The sequence below is a fragment of the uncultured Campylobacter sp. genome, assembly GCF_938015785.1.
Taxonomy (GTDB): domain Bacteria; phylum Campylobacterota; class Campylobacteria; order Campylobacterales; family Campylobacteraceae; genus Campylobacter_B.
Genome location: NZ_CALLWC010000049.1, coordinates 1 through 16,436, shown reverse-complemented (window position 1 = coordinate 16,436; position 16,436 = coordinate 1). Strand labels below are relative to the sequence as shown.

General features: G+C 48.1%; 14 protein-coding genes. 7 read left to right on the top strand and 7 right to left on the bottom strand.

The features are described from left to right. Positions 1-123: 123 nt before the first annotated feature. The 5 genes from Q0393_RS07175 to Q0393_RS07155 all read left to right on the top strand — a co-directional run bounded on the left by Q0393_RS07175 (position 124) and on the right by Q0393_RS07155 (position 5,699). A complete protein-coding gene (locus tag Q0393_RS07175; protein WP_298979056.1) occupies positions 124-1,083 on the top strand; it encodes an ABC transporter substrate-binding protein in 960 nt (319 codons plus the stop codon). Next, the gene (locus tag Q0393_RS07170) at positions 1,077-1,874 is read left to right on the top strand and encodes an ABC transporter permease (protein WP_298979054.1); all 798 of its coding nucleotides are present in this window, start codon (positions 1,077-1,079) and stop codon (positions 1,872-1,874) included. The genes Q0393_RS07175 and Q0393_RS07170 overlap by 7 nt, the downstream gene beginning before the upstream one ends. Next, positions 1,874-2,563 (top strand): ATP-binding cassette domain-containing protein, encoded by a 690-nt coding sequence (locus Q0393_RS07165; RefSeq protein WP_298979052.1) that lies wholly within the window; start codon positions 1,874-1,876, stop codon positions 2,561-2,563. Before Q0393_RS07170 ends, Q0393_RS07165 begins: the two co-directional genes overlap by 1 nt. Then, a complete protein-coding gene (locus tag Q0393_RS07160; protein WP_298979051.1) occupies positions 2,556-5,303 on the top strand; it encodes an NnrS family protein in 2,748 nt (915 codons plus the stop codon). The genes Q0393_RS07165 and Q0393_RS07160 overlap by 8 nt, the downstream gene beginning before the upstream one ends. 66 nt (positions 5,304-5,369) lie before the next feature. Next, positions 5,370-5,699: a cupin domain-containing protein gene (locus tag Q0393_RS07155; protein ID WP_298979050.1), complete on the top strand. Its 330-nt coding sequence runs from the start codon at positions 5,370-5,372 to the stop codon at positions 5,697-5,699. A 20-nt stretch (positions 5,700-5,719) separates the two neighbouring features. On the opposite strand, the gene Q0393_RS07150 is transcribed toward Q0393_RS07155, so the two are convergent. From Q0393_RS07150 to Q0393_RS07140, 3 genes are all read right to left on the bottom strand, one after another. Beyond that, positions 5,720-5,863 carry a hypothetical protein gene (locus Q0393_RS07150; RefSeq protein ID WP_298051620.1) on the bottom strand — a complete coding sequence of 48 codons (144 nt, stop codon included), beginning with the start codon at positions 5,861-5,863 and terminating at the stop codon, positions 5,720-5,722. A gap of 310 nt (positions 5,864-6,173) precedes the next feature. Further along, positions 6,174-7,754, bottom strand: coding sequence for a single-stranded-DNA-specific exonuclease RecJ (gene recJ / locus Q0393_RS07145; RefSeq protein ID WP_298979048.1), 1,581 nt, complete (start codon positions 7,752-7,754; stop codon positions 6,174-6,176). Beyond that, positions 7,744-9,375 carry a CTP synthase gene (locus tag Q0393_RS07140; protein WP_298979047.1) on the bottom strand — a complete coding sequence of 544 codons (1,632 nt, stop codon included), beginning with the start codon at positions 9,373-9,375 and terminating at the stop codon, positions 7,744-7,746. The genes recJ and Q0393_RS07140 overlap by 11 nt, the downstream gene beginning before the upstream one ends. Before the next feature lie 138 nt (positions 9,376-9,513). On the opposite strand from Q0393_RS07140, the gene Q0393_RS07135 reads away from it, so the two are divergent. Further along, positions 9,514-10,962, top strand: coding sequence for a DUF945 family protein (locus tag Q0393_RS07135; protein ID WP_298979045.1), 1,449 nt, complete (start codon positions 9,514-9,516; stop codon positions 10,960-10,962). A 381-nt stretch (positions 10,963-11,343) separates the two neighbouring features. Further along, positions 11,344-13,716, top strand: coding sequence for a ribonucleoside-diphosphate reductase subunit alpha (locus Q0393_RS07130; protein ID WP_298979043.1), 2,373 nt, complete (start codon positions 11,344-11,346; stop codon positions 13,714-13,716). A 228-nt stretch (positions 13,717-13,944) separates the two neighbouring features. Here Q0393_RS07130 and Q0393_RS07125 read toward each other — a convergent pair whose 3' ends face one another. The 4 genes from Q0393_RS07125 to Q0393_RS07110 all read right to left on the bottom strand — a co-directional run bounded on the left by Q0393_RS07125 (position 13,945) and on the right by Q0393_RS07110 (position 16,348). Beyond that, on the bottom strand, positions 13,945-14,859 hold the full coding sequence (locus Q0393_RS07125; RefSeq protein WP_298979041.1) for a DUF3137 domain-containing protein: 915 nt from the start codon (positions 14,857-14,859) through the stop codon (positions 13,945-13,947). 82 nt (positions 14,860-14,941) lie between these two features. After that, the gene (locus Q0393_RS07120) at positions 14,942-15,178 is read right to left on the bottom strand and encodes a hypothetical protein (RefSeq protein WP_298979039.1); all 237 of its coding nucleotides are present in this window, start codon (positions 15,176-15,178) and stop codon (positions 14,942-14,944) included. A 19-nt stretch (positions 15,179-15,197) separates the two neighbouring features. Next, complete coding sequence (locus tag Q0393_RS07115; RefSeq protein WP_298979037.1) at positions 15,198-15,824, bottom strand: hypothetical protein; 627 nt, start codon at positions 15,822-15,824, stop codon at positions 15,198-15,200. After that, positions 15,821-16,348 carry a hypothetical protein gene (locus Q0393_RS07110; RefSeq protein WP_298979035.1) on the bottom strand — a complete coding sequence of 176 codons (528 nt, stop codon included), beginning with the start codon at positions 16,346-16,348 and terminating at the stop codon, positions 15,821-15,823. The genes Q0393_RS07115 and Q0393_RS07110 overlap by 4 nt, the downstream gene beginning before the upstream one ends. Positions 16,349-16,436 lie beyond the last annotated feature (88 nt).

The window sequence follows — 16,436 nt, the reverse complement described above, 5'->3', positions numbered from 1 at the left end:
TAGCGCATTAAAATTTAAAGCGGGACTATTGAGCTTAATCAAACCGAATCACTCCTGTTTTTGATATAATTGCACATCGATTATCAAAATCTTGCCATTTGGCAGGAAAGAAAAGAGGAAAAGATGCAAAGAAGAAATTTCTTAAAACTTACGTCCGCGTTGGCGGCTAGCGGGCTTGCTAGCCCTCTTTTTGCAAAGGAAGCCTTTACTATCTACGGCGCGCCCGCGATGCCTAGCCTCATCATCGGCGTTGCGTGCATGCAGGGGCAGATAGGCAAAAAATACGATGCCAAGCTTGAGCTTTGGCGCGATCCCGATCAGCTACGCGCGGGCGTGGCAAGCGGCGAGTACAAGGTCATGATGAGTCCTAGTAACGTGGGGGTGAACCTCGCAAATCAGGGGCGCAAGATCGGCATGGTAAATATCCTCACCGAGGGGCTAAATTTCGTGATGAGCAAGGGCGAGAAGATAACGGAATTTGCACAGCTGAAGGGCAAAAAAATCGTAATGCCTTTTAAAAACGATATGCTAGACATAATCGTGCGAGCCATAGCGAAAAAGCAGGGCATTAGCGGGCTGAATATCGACTACACCGCCAGCCCCGCAGAGAGCGCGCAGCTGTTTTTGGCTAAGGACTACGACGTCGCGATCACGGTGGAGCCGCTAGCAAGCGCCATGATCTTAAAGGGCAAAGTATCGGGCATCGCCGTGCAACGAGGGGCAAATTTAAGCGATATGTGGGCGCAAGCGTTTTCGGTAAAGCCCATAATCCCGCAAGCGGGCATCATCGCCGATACCGATTTTTACGCCGCTAAAAAGGCGGATTTTGAAATTTTAAATGCCGATTTGACAGACGCGCTTGCGTGGATAAAGGCAAACAAACAAAGCGCCGCGGCGATCGGGACGAATTTCTTTCCCGCGCCGCCGCCTGCAATATTTATGAGCATTGATACATCGAATTTATGCGTCAAAAAGCCTAGCGAGATCAAGGACGAGCTTTTGAAATTTTATGAAATTTTGATGGAATTTAACCCTAAGCTCCTCGGCGGCGCGATGCCTAAGGACGAATTTTTTCTATGCTAAAAATCGATAAAATTCGCAAAGCTCAAAACCCCGCGTTTTACGTCATAGACTATCTGTGGGGCGGCTTTGCGAGCCTAGGGGCGGTGTGCTTTTTCATAGCCGTCTGGCAGGTAGCGAGCGAGGCCTATGGGCCGCTTATTCTTCCCCAGCCTGCGGCGGTTTTTTCTAAGGCGTGCGAAATTTTAAAAAATTTCGCCGCAAACGATCTAGCCTTATCGCTTAAGCGAGCGCTTGTGGGTACCTTCCTCGCGCTTTTTGCGGGGATTTGCAGCGGGCTTGCGGCGGGGTATTTCAAAAGCCTGCGAGCCTTTTTAAACCCGCTAATTACCGTGCTTCTCTCGACGCCGCCCATCGTTTGGATCGTGCTTGCGATATTTTGGTTTCATTTCGGCGATACAAGCGTGCTTTTTACCGTCGTTATCGTCGTCGCGCCGATGACTTTTGCGTCCGCGGCGCAGGCGATGGCTAGCGTGAGCACCGAATACACCGAGCTTTTCGACAGCTACAAAAGCTCAATTTTAAAAAAACTGCGCTACCTCTACGCGCCGCACCTAATCGAGCGGCTGCTTCCCGCGATCTACGTCGCGGTTAGCAACGGCGCGAAGGTGCTTGTGATGGCGGAGCTTTTGGGCGCGAACGACGGCATCGGCGCAAAGATCGCCGAAGCACGCGTCAATATCGATACGGTCGAGGTTATGGCATATGTGTGCCTAGTCATAGCCTTTACGGCGCTTTTCGATTATCTCGTGACCAAGCCGCTTCAAATTTTACTGATGCCGTGGAGCAGATGATGCTAAAAATTTCAAATCTGCGCTATGAAATTCTGCGCGACGTTATAATTTCCGATTTTTCGCTGCGACTGCGCTCGGGCGAAGTAAAGACGCTCTTTGGCCCCAGCGGCTGCGGCAAGACCTCGCTTTTGCGGTTGGTCTGCGGGCTGGAGGATAAAAAAAGCGGACAGATCGAAAACGGCTTTAAAAAAATCAGCTTTTTGTTTCAAGAAAACCGCCTGCTACCAAACCTCACGGCGCTTAAAAATATCGAAATTTTTAGCCCTGCGGGCGTGAACGAAATTTACGCCCTCGCCGCAAAGATCGGGCTAAGCCCGAGCGATCTGAACAAATTCCCGCGAGAGCTAAGCGGCGGAATGCAAAAGCGCACGGCGTTTTTGCGCACGATCCTTAGCGGCTGCGATCTAGCGCTACTTGATGAGCCGTTTGTAGGTCTAGATCGCGATCTGCGCGGCGTGCTGATCGAAATTTTAGTTTCAAAGATCGAGCGCGAGGGGCTTGCCTGCCTTTTGGTGACTCACGACCGCTTCGAAGCCGCACGCCTAAGCCATGAGATCATCGAGCTTGAACCCAAAGGGATGGGGCTTAGGCGCGTCGTGAGCCTAGACGAGCCGCTAAGCGCGCGCGACGAGCGGTACGAAGAGCGCGTGGTAAGCGAACAGTTTAGGGGGGTGAGCTATTATGAATAGAAATTTTATCTTTAATGCGCGCAAACAGGGAGATTCCGCACGAAATTCAAACTTACGTTGCGGCCTAGGCGCGTATGAACGAGGTTTTGGTACATATTGTGATCCGGGCGTGGGCAGATACGGGCATTTGTCGGGCGCTAGCTGCGACGACCTCAACGCTCGCATAGATGGGCTTTTTCGGGGCATCGGGCGCTACGATCTGGATGCGCGCAGGCGCGAGCTTTTGCGGGGTTCTGGATGTATCGATGTCGGCGCGGGCAGACACAGCCTCTTACAGGATACGGGGCACTGCGGTTTTATCACACCGAAATACGAACTGCGCAGCCGTGCGAACTGCGATTATAGCGTGAGCGTGCTCTTGAACGGCGTAGTGTGCTGCGGTTTTACCGCGCGCAATTTAGCGCAATTTAGCAGCGATATTTACTGCGGCTCTAGCGCGAGCGCTTGCTTACGGCGCGTTGGCGCGAACCGAGACACCTTTCTACGTTGCGGTTTTGATACATGCGGATTTAGCGCGAAGTGTAGCACTCAAAAAACTATTTTGGGTGCCTGCCACTCGCTGTTTTGCGATGCAAGTGGGCTAGGTAGCGAGCAAAATCCCACTCTAGGCACCTTTTGTGCGGTGCAGAATTTTTTGAATTTACATGTCGCGCGCGATTTTAAGAATTTTAGCCCCGTAAATTTGAAGAAATTTAACCTCGCCGCCTCACAATTTGTAAATTTAAAAAAGCAAATCCGCGCCGGCGAAGGTGCCAAGAAGAGCGCCGGTCCGTACAATTTGACGAGTTTTGGGCGCGAGACCCGCACGCCGGGCAGACTGGGCCCTGAAAATAAAATTCCCGCGCCGCGTAGATTTTACTTTGAGAGTGCGGTTGGTGCGCCGTGCGGATCTGGCCTCCGGCACAGAGGCTGCGAAGTCGCACAAAATTTTAAACGTTTCGCCCCCGATTTTGCAGAAAATTTTAAAGATTTTACTTGGAGCTTAGAAACGGAGCCTGCGCAAAATTTCAAAATTTCCGCTTTAAATTTTATACAAAATTTTTGGAATTCCACTCGCGGTAGGGAAGTTGGGTCTATGCAAGGCTTCGGAAATTCGGGCCGAAATTTTGAGCCGAAATTCCCGCAGAGCGCTAAAAATTCCGATCGAAATTTAGAGACAGAGCTCGCGCGAGACTTTAAAAATCAAAATTCCACACAGGACTTCTCACAAAACGGTAAAAGCTACGATCAAAATTCTACTCAGGGTTTCTTGCAAAGCGGTAGAAGCACCGAGCCAAATTCCGAGGCGAGTTTTTCGCAGAGCATTAAAAATTCCGAACGGAATTTATTGTTAAGCTTCTTGCAAAGCGTTAAAAGCTCCGATCAAAGTCAAAACTCCAAACCCACCTCCGCGCAAAGCTTTAAAAATCAAAATTTCGCGTGGGATTTCTCACAAAACGGCAGAAGCGCCGAGCCGAGTTCTGTTCAAAACTTCTCGCAGAGCGCTAAAAATTCCGATCGGAATTCCAAGGCTAATTCCACGCAAAGCCATGCCGAGCCTGTTTCGCCGCAGGGCTCTAAAAATTCCGAGTCGTGCCCGGCGCAGCGGCAAGAGCTAGGCTTTTACGCGCCTAAATTTAAAGATGAGCGCGCGAGAAATTTTTTCTCCCATCCGATGCGCGCCTTCGTTCTTTTCGCCTGCTTTTTTGCGGCGCTGGGCGCGCTTAGCTTTTTAGCACCCGATGCGCTGGCGATCGATTATGTGAGCGCTCATAAGTTTTACTTTCTATTTTTGGCGCCTTCGTGCATCTACGCGGCGTTTTTGCTTACCGCGCTGCCCGATTGGACGAACTTCGAGGGTTCGCTAAAGCCCGTTTCGCTCGCCTTTGCCGCCTGCCTGATCGCGGCTTTTATCGCGAGCTTTTTAAATTTACGGCTTGCGGCTGCGATTACGGCGCTGTTTTGGGCGATATTTTTCATCTTTGCGGCGCTGCTTTTGTGGCTGGATAAAAACTCGAATAATTTTAGCATCCTGGCAGTCCTTGCGGCGTTTTGCGCCTGCTCTGCGGCCTACGGCGCGAGCGGGGATGAGAAGTTTTTGCTTAGCTTCGTGCATATCAACGTCGCGGCAATCGCCGTCGTAAGCTACCGCATAAGCGTCGTCATCGGCAACGAAGCGCTAAGAGAGGCGGGGCTAAGCGACGCCGTTTTTATTCCAAATTTTATCTACAAAAATTTAGCCGCTTTCCTCTCCTTTGCTTTGGCGCTCGCGACGCCCTTTTTAAGCGAGGCGGCATGCGGATTTATCGCGCTTGGCATCGGATTTTTGTTTTTGGCGAAACTTCGCGAGCTGCACTACGTCGAAATTCTAAGCCGCCACTATATGGCGTTTTACTACGCGTTGCAGGCTGCGTGCGCGGCGGGATACCTGTGGCTGGGCGCGGCGCTGATCCGCGGGGGGTACGCTGCCGCGCCGCTGCACGTCATCGCAATCTGCTATATGTATGGAGCGATACTTTTCGTAGGGATGATCGCCGGACAGCGCCACAGCGGAATTTCGCCGTTAAACTTCCCGCGCCTAAGCCGCGCGGCGCTCGTTTTGGCTCTGCTCGCGGGGGCTTTAAGAGCCGTTTTTGCGGGCGAGAGCTTTATTTTATACGTGATGATCCCCTCGGCGCTTTTCATCGCCGCGGTCGCGCTATATCTGATAAATTTCGTCCCGATCTTTCTGAAAAATCCTTTCAGCGCGGATCCGGATTGATAATCATCAAAGCGAGCTTGCTAATTTTTAGCTACAATCGATCAAATTTCATTTCAAGGAGAACTTATGCAACACATCAAAAATATCGACGCCGTCAAGGCCGTAGAGCTTGCTTCGCTAGTCGAAGTGTCCCCTCACAAGGTGATTTCGCGCACCCTCGCGCAAAATCCGGCGCTGAATATGACCCTTTTCGCCTTCGACGGCGGTGAGGAGATCAGCTCGCACAAATCCGACGGCGACGCATTCGTTTACGTGCTTGAGGGGGAGGGCGATTTCACGATCGATGGGCAGAAGCACCGCGTAAAAGCGGGGCAAAGCATCGTCATGCCTGCGGGCTTGCCGCACGCGATCTTCGCTCCGATGCCGTTTAAGTGGTTTTTAGTGGTGGTTTTTTAGCCTATAAGTTTAAGGACGGGTCAAATTTTAAAATTTAGCCCGCCCGCCGCTTCATAAAATTTTATCCGAAATTTCATTCTTAGGATCGCCTTGTTTGTTCCCGCCTGCTCCCGCTCGCCCTCGCAAAATTTTAAAATTCCAAAACGTTTAAATTTTATTTTCACCGCGCCTAAAAATTTCGTCTGTTTTGCAAACCGCGCGGGAGCTGAAAATAACGCACTGCGTTTGCGCGCTGTGTCTAGCCCCGAAATCGCGCGCTTGAGCTCGCATCGCAAGTCAAATTCATAGCTCGCGCGTTAAATTTTTAAGTCGCGCCGAGCGTGCAATACATATCGGGCGAGTAGAGTAGACGGGCGCTGTAGTAGGGCGAACCCGCCGAGTGCGCAATGCGCGGCCTAGCTCATAGATCGAGAGTTAAATTTAAAGGCCGTGTCCGGCGCGAAATGCCCACCAAGCAGGCCTAAATTTTAAAATTTAGCTCTCGCTCGGGGTCAGCTCCTTGATGATGAGCTCGGGCGTGATCGTGCCGCGGAAGTTGTTTTTGCTAATCGTAAAGATCGCGTCCACTCGCTCTCCCGCTCGCGGCAAAAAGTCGTAGTTGAAAAACAGCGCCTCGACGCTGCCTCCGTTTTTGTCAAGCGCCATTTTGATATGCTTGCCCTCCTTGCCGATCTCTCTGATATTGCGGGCGCGCGCGCCTTTGATACAAAAGAGCGGGCGCGGATTTTTCTGCCCGTAGGGCTCGTAAAATTCCAAAATTTCAAGCAGCTCGAAGTCTATCTGCGACGCGTCCAGCTCGCCCAGCAGATCGTCTTGCGCGCTAAAATCGCTCAGGTCTTTAGGCGTAATGCGCTCATTTACGCGCCGCTTAAACTCCTGAAGTAGCGCAGGATCGATCCCCACGCCCGCAGCACCCTTGTGTCCGCCGAAGGTCGTTAAAATTTCGCTTTGCGAGGAGATCAGCTCTAAAATGTCAAATTTACCGATGCTGCGCGCGCTTCCTTTGGCGCGCGAGTCGCTTACGCTAAAGACGATCGCGGGCTTTTTGTAGGTCTTGCTTAGGCGGCTTGCGACGATGCCGATGATGCCTTCGTGCCACTGCGGACCCCACACGACGATGACGTTGTCGTTCGGATCGACGCTTTTTACGATCTCGTCGTAGAGGCTTTTCTCCTCCTCTTTGCGCGAGTTGTTGATGGAATTTATCGTCTCTAGGTAGTGGTTCGCCTCTCTAATATTTTTGGCGCATAAAAAGTTATACGACATCGTCGCATCGTCCATCCGCCCCGTGCAGTTGATTAGCGGCGCGATCGTGTAGCTGATATCGTCGAATTCGAAGTGCTTTTTAAAATAATGCTCCTTAATCGCCTTGAAGCAGGCGCGGTTTGAGCTATTTAGCCGCTTGATGCCGAAGCGCAAAAGCGCGCGGTTCATATCGCGTAGCTCCATCATATCGGCGATTATGGCGATGATGAGGATATCCATCGAGCTTGCCATATCGTAGTTCACGCCGAGGGTTTCTTTTAGCGCGCCCACGAGATACCACGCTACCTGCGCGCCGCAAATTTCGATATTTGGGAAGGTGCAGTCAGGCTGCTTCGGATTGATTATCGCATAAGCTCTAGGCAGCACGGGCGGGGGCATGTGATGATCGGTGATGATGAGATCGATCCCCTTTTGAGCGCAAATTTCGGCGGCTTCCGTCGCGGAGGTGCCGTTATCTACCGTGATGATGAGATCCACATCCTCAAGCTCGCCTATGATCTCGCTGTTTAGCCCGTATCCGTCGGTGAAGCGGTTCGGGATTTTAATGACGTACTCCGCGCCTATTTGATTGAAAAAATCGCTCATTATGACGGTGCTTACGATACCGTCGACGTCGTAATCGCCGACTACGGCTATGCGCTGGTTTTCTTCGATGGCAGTTTTTATGCGCAAAGCCGCCTTATAGGTATCTTTCAGATCGCAGGGTAAGGGAATTTCAGAAATTTTAGTATGCCGATCGTTCGCAAATCTCGATTTTAGAATTTCCCTTATCTCATTTTTACCTAGCATTTTTTATAGATGCTTCGATAAAGCCCAAAATAGCAGGATTTGGGCGCACTAGACGGCTGGTAAATTCCGGGTGAAACTGCACGCCCAGAAAAAACGGATGGTTGTTTAGCTCGACCGCTTCGATAAGCCCGTCGCTCTCGCCGCAGACGATAAGCCCGTGCTTTTCAAACTCGGCGCGGTACTTCGGATTGGCTTCGTAGCGGTGGCGGTGACGCTCGCGGATGGTTTTTTGCTCGCCGTAAATTTTACCCAAAAGCGAGCCTTTTTTGACGTCGCAGTCATAGCCGCCCAGCCGCATAGTGCCGCCCATAGGGGATTTGTGCGTACGGATCTGCTTTTTGCCGCTTGCGTCGATGAAGCTGTCGATCAGATAGATCACCGGATCTTCGGTCTGCGGGTCAAATTCCGCAGAGTTGGCGTTCTTTAATTTTAAGACGTTGCGCGCAAACTCCACCATCGCAAGCTGCATCCCCAAGCAGATACCCAAAAACGGCACCTTATGCACCCGCGCGTAGTTTATGGCTAAAATTTTACCCTCCACCCCGCGCGAGCCGAAGCCGCCCGCGACCAAAATTCCGTTTACGTCGCGGAAAATTTCATCCACATTGCTTGCTTCGATTTTTTCACTATCTACCCACTTTAAGTTTATCCGCGTATCAAGCGTAGCGCCCGCGTGGATGATCCCCTCGGTGAGGGATTTGTAGCTTTCTTTCAGATCGATATATTTGCCCACAAAGGCGATCGTGGTTTCGTTCGTAGGCACGATGACGCGCTTAACGAGGCTGTCCCAGTTGCTCATATCGACTTCGAGCTTATTTAAGCTTAAAGTCTCCGCGATCGGCGTTAAAATATCCTGTTTCAAAAACGCAAGCGGAATCTGATAGATGCTCGCGCTATCGGGGCTTTCAATGACGCAGTTTTTATCCACGCCGCAGCTTAGCGCGATCTTATCTTTTAGCGCGCGATTTAGCGGCATTTCGGAGCGGCAGATTATCATATCGGGGCTAATACCGATACGGCGCAGCTCACCTACGCTGTGCTGCGTGGGCTTAGTTTTGAGCTCGCCCGCGACCTTGATGAAAGGCACGAGCGTGAGGTGGATATTCATCGTATTCACCCTACCAAGCTCCACTCTCATTGCGCGGATCGCCTCTAAAAAGGGCAGTCCCTCGATGTCGCCCACGGTGCCTCCGATCTCGACGATCAGCACGTCGTTACCCTCGCCCGCCTTTTTTATGCGGCGCACGATCTCGCCTACGATGTGAGGGATCACCTGGATCGTCTTGCCCAGATAATCGCCCCTGCGCTCCTTTTCGATGACGGAGCTGTAAACTTTGCCCGTGGTGAAGTTGTTGTCTTGGCTTAAATTTTCATCCAAGAACCGCTCATAATGCCCAAGATCCAGGTCGGTCTCCGCGCCGTCGTCGGTGACGAAAACCTCTCCGTGCTCCAGCGGGCTCATGGTGCCGGGATCGACGTTGATATAAGGATCCGCCTTTAATATGCGTACTTTAAGCCCAGCGTGCTTTAAAAGCGTCGCGATCGACGCCGCCGCAATGCCCTTACCCAGCGAGCTCAGCACTCCGCCGGTGACGAAAATATATTTCGTTTGTTTTGCCATAAGTTTTCCTAAATTTTGATATTAATGTCGCGATTATAACTTCTTTTAGGTTAAAGCACACTAAGCTAGAATTTGAAAATTTTAGAAATTTACGGCAAAATACGCACCCAAATAAATTTTAAATTTAAAGGAGAGATGATGAAAAAGATCATCGCGGCTTTAGTGCTCATCGTAGCGCTTATAGCGGGCGTTTTTGTAGCGACGAAGGACGCCAAAACGGGAGTAGCTAAAAGTGTAAACGATAGCATAACCAAAACGGTTGACGGTGCGGTCGGCAAAAGTGCCAGCGCGGCGATTGAGCAGCAGATTGCGGAATTTATCGCTAGAAACGAAATTTTCGAGACTAAGAGCGCTAAATTTTATCCCGGAGATAGCAACTCAAGCGGCTTTATCGAAGGCGTAGTAAAAAAAGAGAAACTACAAAAAAGCCTTGCTGAAGGCTTTAGCAAGCTAAAGGAAAAAGCAGGCGCGCAAGATAGCAACGATACGGACGAGCCAGATCCTGCTAAAATTTTCCCGGAGGATTTTGCTTTTCGCTACGACTACACTATCAAGCATAGCGTAAAAAACGCTGCGGATGGATTTGAGAGCGACGGAATTTTAACGATTAAGACTCCATATTACGCGGAGCCTTGCAAGAAGCTGTTTAAGACTGACGCGCCGCTTAGCACGCATCTAAACTACGGACCTACAGAGGTTAAATTTAGCGCAAAGCTAGCCGATATAAATGTGCTCGAAGATGGCGGAATAGGACGTCTTGCAGGCCTTAGCCTAAACGGCACGAGCGATATGAGCGGAAAAACGATAAAAGCCTTGGGCTTTAAAATCGGTGAAATTTTTATAGACGACGGCAAGGATTCGGGTCTTGATATAAAGGATCTTATCTATGAGGCAAACTTTAAAAATGGCATCCAAGATCTAGACGATAATATAACTAAGCTCTTTTTGAATGACATAGATTTTGCAGGCAGCACAAAAGAGCTCGTCGTAACTGTAGATAAACAGCGCTTCGTCGTAGTTACGGATATGAGCACAGAAGGTAGCTACCGCGTAAAAGATGGAATTTTAAATTTCAACGAAAGCGATAAAGCCCAAAGCCTAAAAATCGCTGACGTGCTAGTGCGAAACATCCATTTGGGCGTCGATACCAGCTTTAGCGCCGCACTTTTCGAAAAATATCTGTCTATTATCTCAAATCCGCAAGAAGGCGAAAAATTAGCGGAAAATAAAGAGCTTTTTATGAAGCTGCTAAAAGATGATATGAAAATCAACGTGAATGATTTTTCGTTTGAAAATAGCCTCGGCAAGAAATTTGCTTTTAACGCAAGCGCGCTATTAGGCGGCTACATCGACGAGACGCAGCTTTTTAAGCGCATGAGCTTAGACGGTAAAGCTACGATAAATACGACCATTACGGACTTCTTATCGCCTTATGACAGCTTGCGCGATTTTGCGCCGATGGCGGAAGTTTACGGCTCGCAGTTTCTTAAGCCTGATGGGGATGGAGTTAAGATGGAGTTTAGCTTCGATAAGGCAAGCAACTCTATGATCTTAAACGGAAAGCCTATCCCGCTACCGCACAATTAAATTTTTAAGCTTTGCGGGCGGATTTTAAGCCTGCCCGCAAAGATTTTTGTTTTCCTGCTTTTTCGGCGCAAAATTTCGTGAGACTCCGCGCAAATTTTTATCTGCAAAATTCCGCAGCGACGCCATAAAATTCCGCTCGAATTTTACCGCATCATTGCCGCCCGCTTCGTTAAATTTTAAAACTTACAAGCCAAAATCTCATATTTGCAATGACAGATAGGCTTAAGCAATTTTGGCTATAATGCGCGCTTTTGCAGCGCAGCTAGCGTAAATTTAAAAGACGGCATTATGAGCGGCATTTATTACGCCGCCTCTTTTGACGACGTATTTTATATTGGGAAACTAACGCTAAATTTGCATTTTTAAATTTCAAGGAACGATATGAAAGTAATCAAACGCAACGGCAGAACCGAGGAACTTGACGTAAGCAAGATCAAAAAATACACGAGCGAGGCGGTAGAGGGGCTGGAAAATGTAAGCCTTAGCGAGCTTGAGGTGGACGCAAAGATCCAGTTTCGCGATATGATCACCACGGAGGAGATTCAGCAAACCCTCATCAAAACCGCGGTCGAAAAGATCGACGTAGATCGCCCGAACTGGACCTTCGTCGCCGCGCGATTATTTTTATACGATCTGTATCACAAGGTAACGGGCTTTAGCGGTTACAACAGCCTAAAAGATTACTTCGCTCGCGGCGAGGCGGCGGGCCGCATAATGCTCGGCTTAAAGGAAAAATACGATCTAGAGGATCTAAATTCCTATCTGCAGCCGCAGCGCGATTTGCAGTTTAACTATCTTGGCATTAAAACGCTTTACGATCGCTACCTCATCAAGGATAAAAGCGGCGCGCCGATCGAGCTTCCGCAGCAGATGTTTATGGCGATCGCAATGTTCCTCGCGCAAAACGAGCTTGACTGCCAGAGCTGGGCGAAGAAATTTTACGATCTCATATCTAAATTTGAAGTCATGCTCGCGACCCCTACGCTCTCAAACGCTCGCACGACGCGACATCAGCTAAGCAGCTGCTACGTGGGCTCCACGCCCGATAATATCGAGGGGATTTTTGATAGCTACAAGGAGATGGCGCTTCTGAGCAAATTCGGCGGCGGTATCGGCTGGGACTGGTGCAAGGTGCGCGCGATGGGCGGCAGCATCGACGGGCATAAAAACGCCGCGGGCGGTATCATCCCGTTTTTAAAGATCACAAACGACATCGCAGTCGCCGTCGATCAGCTGGGCACGCGCAAAGGCGCTATCGCCGTGTATATCGAGCCGTGGCATATGGACGTGAGCGACTTCCTCGATCTGCGCAAAAACTCGGGCGAGGAGAGGCGCCGCGCGCATGAAATTTTCCCCGCGCTGTGGATAAACGATCTGTTTATGAAAAGGCTTCAAAGCGGCGGCAAGTGGACGCTCTTTGATCCCGCCGAAGTAAGCGATCTGAGCGATCTATATGGCGCGGAATTTCAGGCGCGCTACGAGCAATACGAGGCCGATGATAAAATTTCAAAATCCACCATCCTGGCAAAGGAGCTTTGGAAGAAAATTTTAACGAGCTATTTTGAGACAGGCATGCCCTTTTTATGCTTCAAAGACAACGCCAACCGAATCAATCCAAACGCGCATCAAGGCTTAATCAGGAGCTCAAATTTATGCACGGAGATCTTTCAAAACACGGCGCCGAACCACTACAAAATCAAAGTCGTTTTTGCTGACGGCAGCGAGAGGCTGTTTGAGGAAAACGAAGATGTGGCGACCGACGCGGGCATCGTAAAAAAGGCGAAAAAGATCACCGCGTTAGACACGCTCGGCGGCAGAGAAATTTTTATCGTAGAAAAGGGCTGCAGCGAGGGCGCGACGGCAGTTTGTAACCTCGCAAGCGTAAATTTAAGCAAAATCAATAGCCGCGAGGAGATAGCTCGCGTGATGCCGATCGCCGTGCGGATGCTAGATAACGTCATCGATCTAAATTTTTATCCGCACGCCAAGGTCAAACACACCAATCTAAAAACCCGCGCGATAGGGCTCGGCGTGATGGGCGAGGCGCAGATGCTTGCCGAGCGCGGCGTGAAGTGGGGTAGCTACGAGCACTTTGAGCTGATCGATAGGATAATGGAAAACGTGAGCTTTAACGCGATCAAAGCAAGCTCAAATTTAGCCGTAGAAAAGGGAAGGTACCCTGATTTCGCGGGCTCGAAGTGGAGTGAAGGAATTTTCCCGATCGATTTAGCGAACGAAAACGCCAAGGCGCTCGTTAAGCGCGGTGGGCTTTTTGAGCAGAGCAGCTGCGACTGGGACGGACTGCGCGAGAAAGTAAAGCGCGACGGCATGCGAAACGGCTACCTGATGGCGATCGCGCCGACATCGAGTATCAGCATACTCGTAGGCACCACGCAGACGATCGAGCCGGTGTATAAGCGCAAGTGGTTCGAGCACAATCTAAGCGGCATGATCCCGGTCGTCGTACCGAATTTAAGCCCGAAAACGTGGCAGGCGTACGTACCTGCATACGAGCTCGATCAGCGCCTACTCGTAAAGGCGGGCGCCATCCGCCAAAAATGGATCGATCAAGGCCAGAGCCTAAATATTTTCATGAGCCTAGACAAAGCTAGCGGCGGCTATCTGAGCGAAATTTACACGCTCGCGTGGCAGCTGGGGCTAAAATCGACCTACTATCTACGCTCCGAAAGCCCCGATAGCGAGAAGCTAAACAACGTCGCGGACCGCTCGATCGAATGCGAGGGGTGTCAATAGGATACGGCGGCGCTATGGTTGAATATAAAATTTGAAAAATTTTGAAATTTTTAAGCGCCGCCATAGAATTTTGTAAAAATTTAAGCGTTTAATACTAATGGAAAGGCAAAATTATTCACTAAGTAATTCGCCCCTCTCGAGGTGTGAATTACTTAAATTATGAGCGATTATGATCGGATTTGCAAAAATAAAATTGCCCAATAGCGCTCGCTCAAATTTAGGCGTAGACTACTCTACCTGCCCGAGCTTTTTAAGATAAGCAAAAATTTTAGCGATCTCGATCATTTTGTTTAGACTTTCGAGCAGTTTTGCGCTTTGTGAGCTCGGCGCAGATTTGAAAATTTCGCTATTTTCAACGCCGATTACAAGGCTGTTTTCGCCCAGATAAAGCTCGGTTTTACCAAATAAATTTACGGTAATCGTCTGCATATTTTCTAAAATTTTTTTGTTTTGCAAAAATGCGGCGGCGGCGGGATTGTTTAGATATACGTCAAACGACGCGCTTAGGTGTGGGCTGTCTTTGAGTAGCTTCAGATCTGATGCGCCGAAGATAAACTCTCCGCGCGGCACAACTAAAATTTTACTATCGAAAGTCTCGCTAAAATCAAATTTTGCAAAAAGCCCGTCGAAGATCGCAGTATCATCCTTTTTTTTGAGATGCAGAATTTTATCCAGCTCAAATACCCGATTTTCTCTGTTTTTATCGAAATCGCGGCTTAGGCAGATGTCGCCGATTTTTATGCCAAATTCGGGTGTCTTGCCCACTATCGCGTGCTTGCAAGTGCATAGATTTGCCTCTTTACGGAGCGGATTTTTATAAATTTCATCGAGTAAAAATGCGCCGAAAGGCTGAAAGGTAAGACGCAGCTCCTTTGCGATCCAAAGCAGAAATTCATTCTTAAAAGCCTCTTCGCTGAGCGCTTCAAATTTATGCGAAATGCGCACAGCTAGGTATTTGTAAGCAGGATAAGCAAGAGCTAGCAACACTAATAAAAACAGGAACGAGAAATCTCCGAAATCCTTGCGCATAGCAATAAACAGCGCCAGCACCACCACCGCCACGCCGCCACGCGCCTTCCAAAGCGCCACATTGCGCGCTCCATCTAGTTTTTGCTTTTTTAATTCGTAAGAAACAAGGCTCATCGCTATCCCCGTGAGTGAAATTTGACGCTCATTATAGCGAAAAATGGGATTAAATCAAGCCATATGATAAGCGCGTCGTTATTTATAAAACGCGTTTTTCTAATAGCTCAAAAGCATAGAAATCGCCGTCTTTTTCCTTACACTTAACGATATCTCCGCATTTGAATTCTAAAATTTCATCCAGTTCGGATTCAAATTTCGTCGTATCGGTAATTTTAAAAATATATTGCGCGATTTGAGCAACCTTTACCGGGCGCCATACATCAATATCTTCATTCAAAATTTTTATAAAAATTTCTTTATCGGTCGCGCTTGCCATACTAAACCTTTCTGCCCGGTTATCTAAAATTCTTTCTGCCTAGCCACAATTTAAGATATTTTAATACGGGTCTTAAATAATCATTAGTAGCGTTGGCTTTAAAGGTGCTTACGTCCGATTCTATCAAATACCAGCTATATCCGTCATCCTTTAAAATATTCATTTTGCGATGTTTGGCCTCAGTGTTTGCGTCCGATATCTCTATATCCAGCACTTTATTTGCAATATTCATTTGCACCGATAGATTGGAGCTTAGATCATATATGAAACGGTTAAAATCTTTGATGATATGGGTATTGTATACGTCATCGATCATCTCGGCTCTTCTCTTCCTAAAAATTTCCTCCTCTATCGGATCTCCGTCAATAAGCTTTCCATAATGATCCGCGTCTGCTATGAGCTCTTCGTAAGATGCGGTAAAACATCCAAAAAATCCCCTATGCATCCCAAATTTCCAATTTGTAGGCACCGTCTCATCGATTACTTGAAAATATTTGCTATTAAATCGATTGTAATCTATATCATCTAAAAACGGTAATATGCAATAATAAACCTGTCCCTCTTCATATTGGATACCATGAACAAAATAGGTTCTGTTTAATCCCAGATACTCATGCCTATCTTCTTTTATACATTTTACAATCATTTAAAATCATCCTTAAATTTGAAATCATCTACGGCCTCTATGATAGGCGGTTCTTTTTTATCGCCTATTATACTATTTCTAACAAGTTCTGTAAAAAATTCTTTGTTTTTGGATTTGTTGATTGCCTCTTTTATAGCATTAAAGGATAATTTTAAATTATTTAAATTGCCGTCTATAATGCAAAAACCGCTTTTCTCACACAATGATATTATGCCCCTTAATACGGCTTCATACTCGGATCTAAAATCGATACGAAACGTAACGGACTCTATTATATTATTAGTATCAAAAAATACCTCTAGGCGGTTGCCGTTTTCGCTTCCGTATTGATCTATTTCGTTAGACCAAGATTTTTCAGGCTTTAATAGGCACGAAATTTCAGAAAATATCTCTTTTTTGATCTTTGCTTTTTTCCAATATTTATCGTCTTCAAAGAGCTTTATATTGCCATATTGCTGGTCGTATTGCAGATCATATGTATCGCTTTTAGGCAGAATAAAAAACTCACATTGCCGAATTGCCATATCTTCCTTCCTCAAATATTTTAATTATAAAATGGCTCAATTAAACTTAAGCGGATTTTCTCTTATCAGTTTCAACAGTTTCTGATAT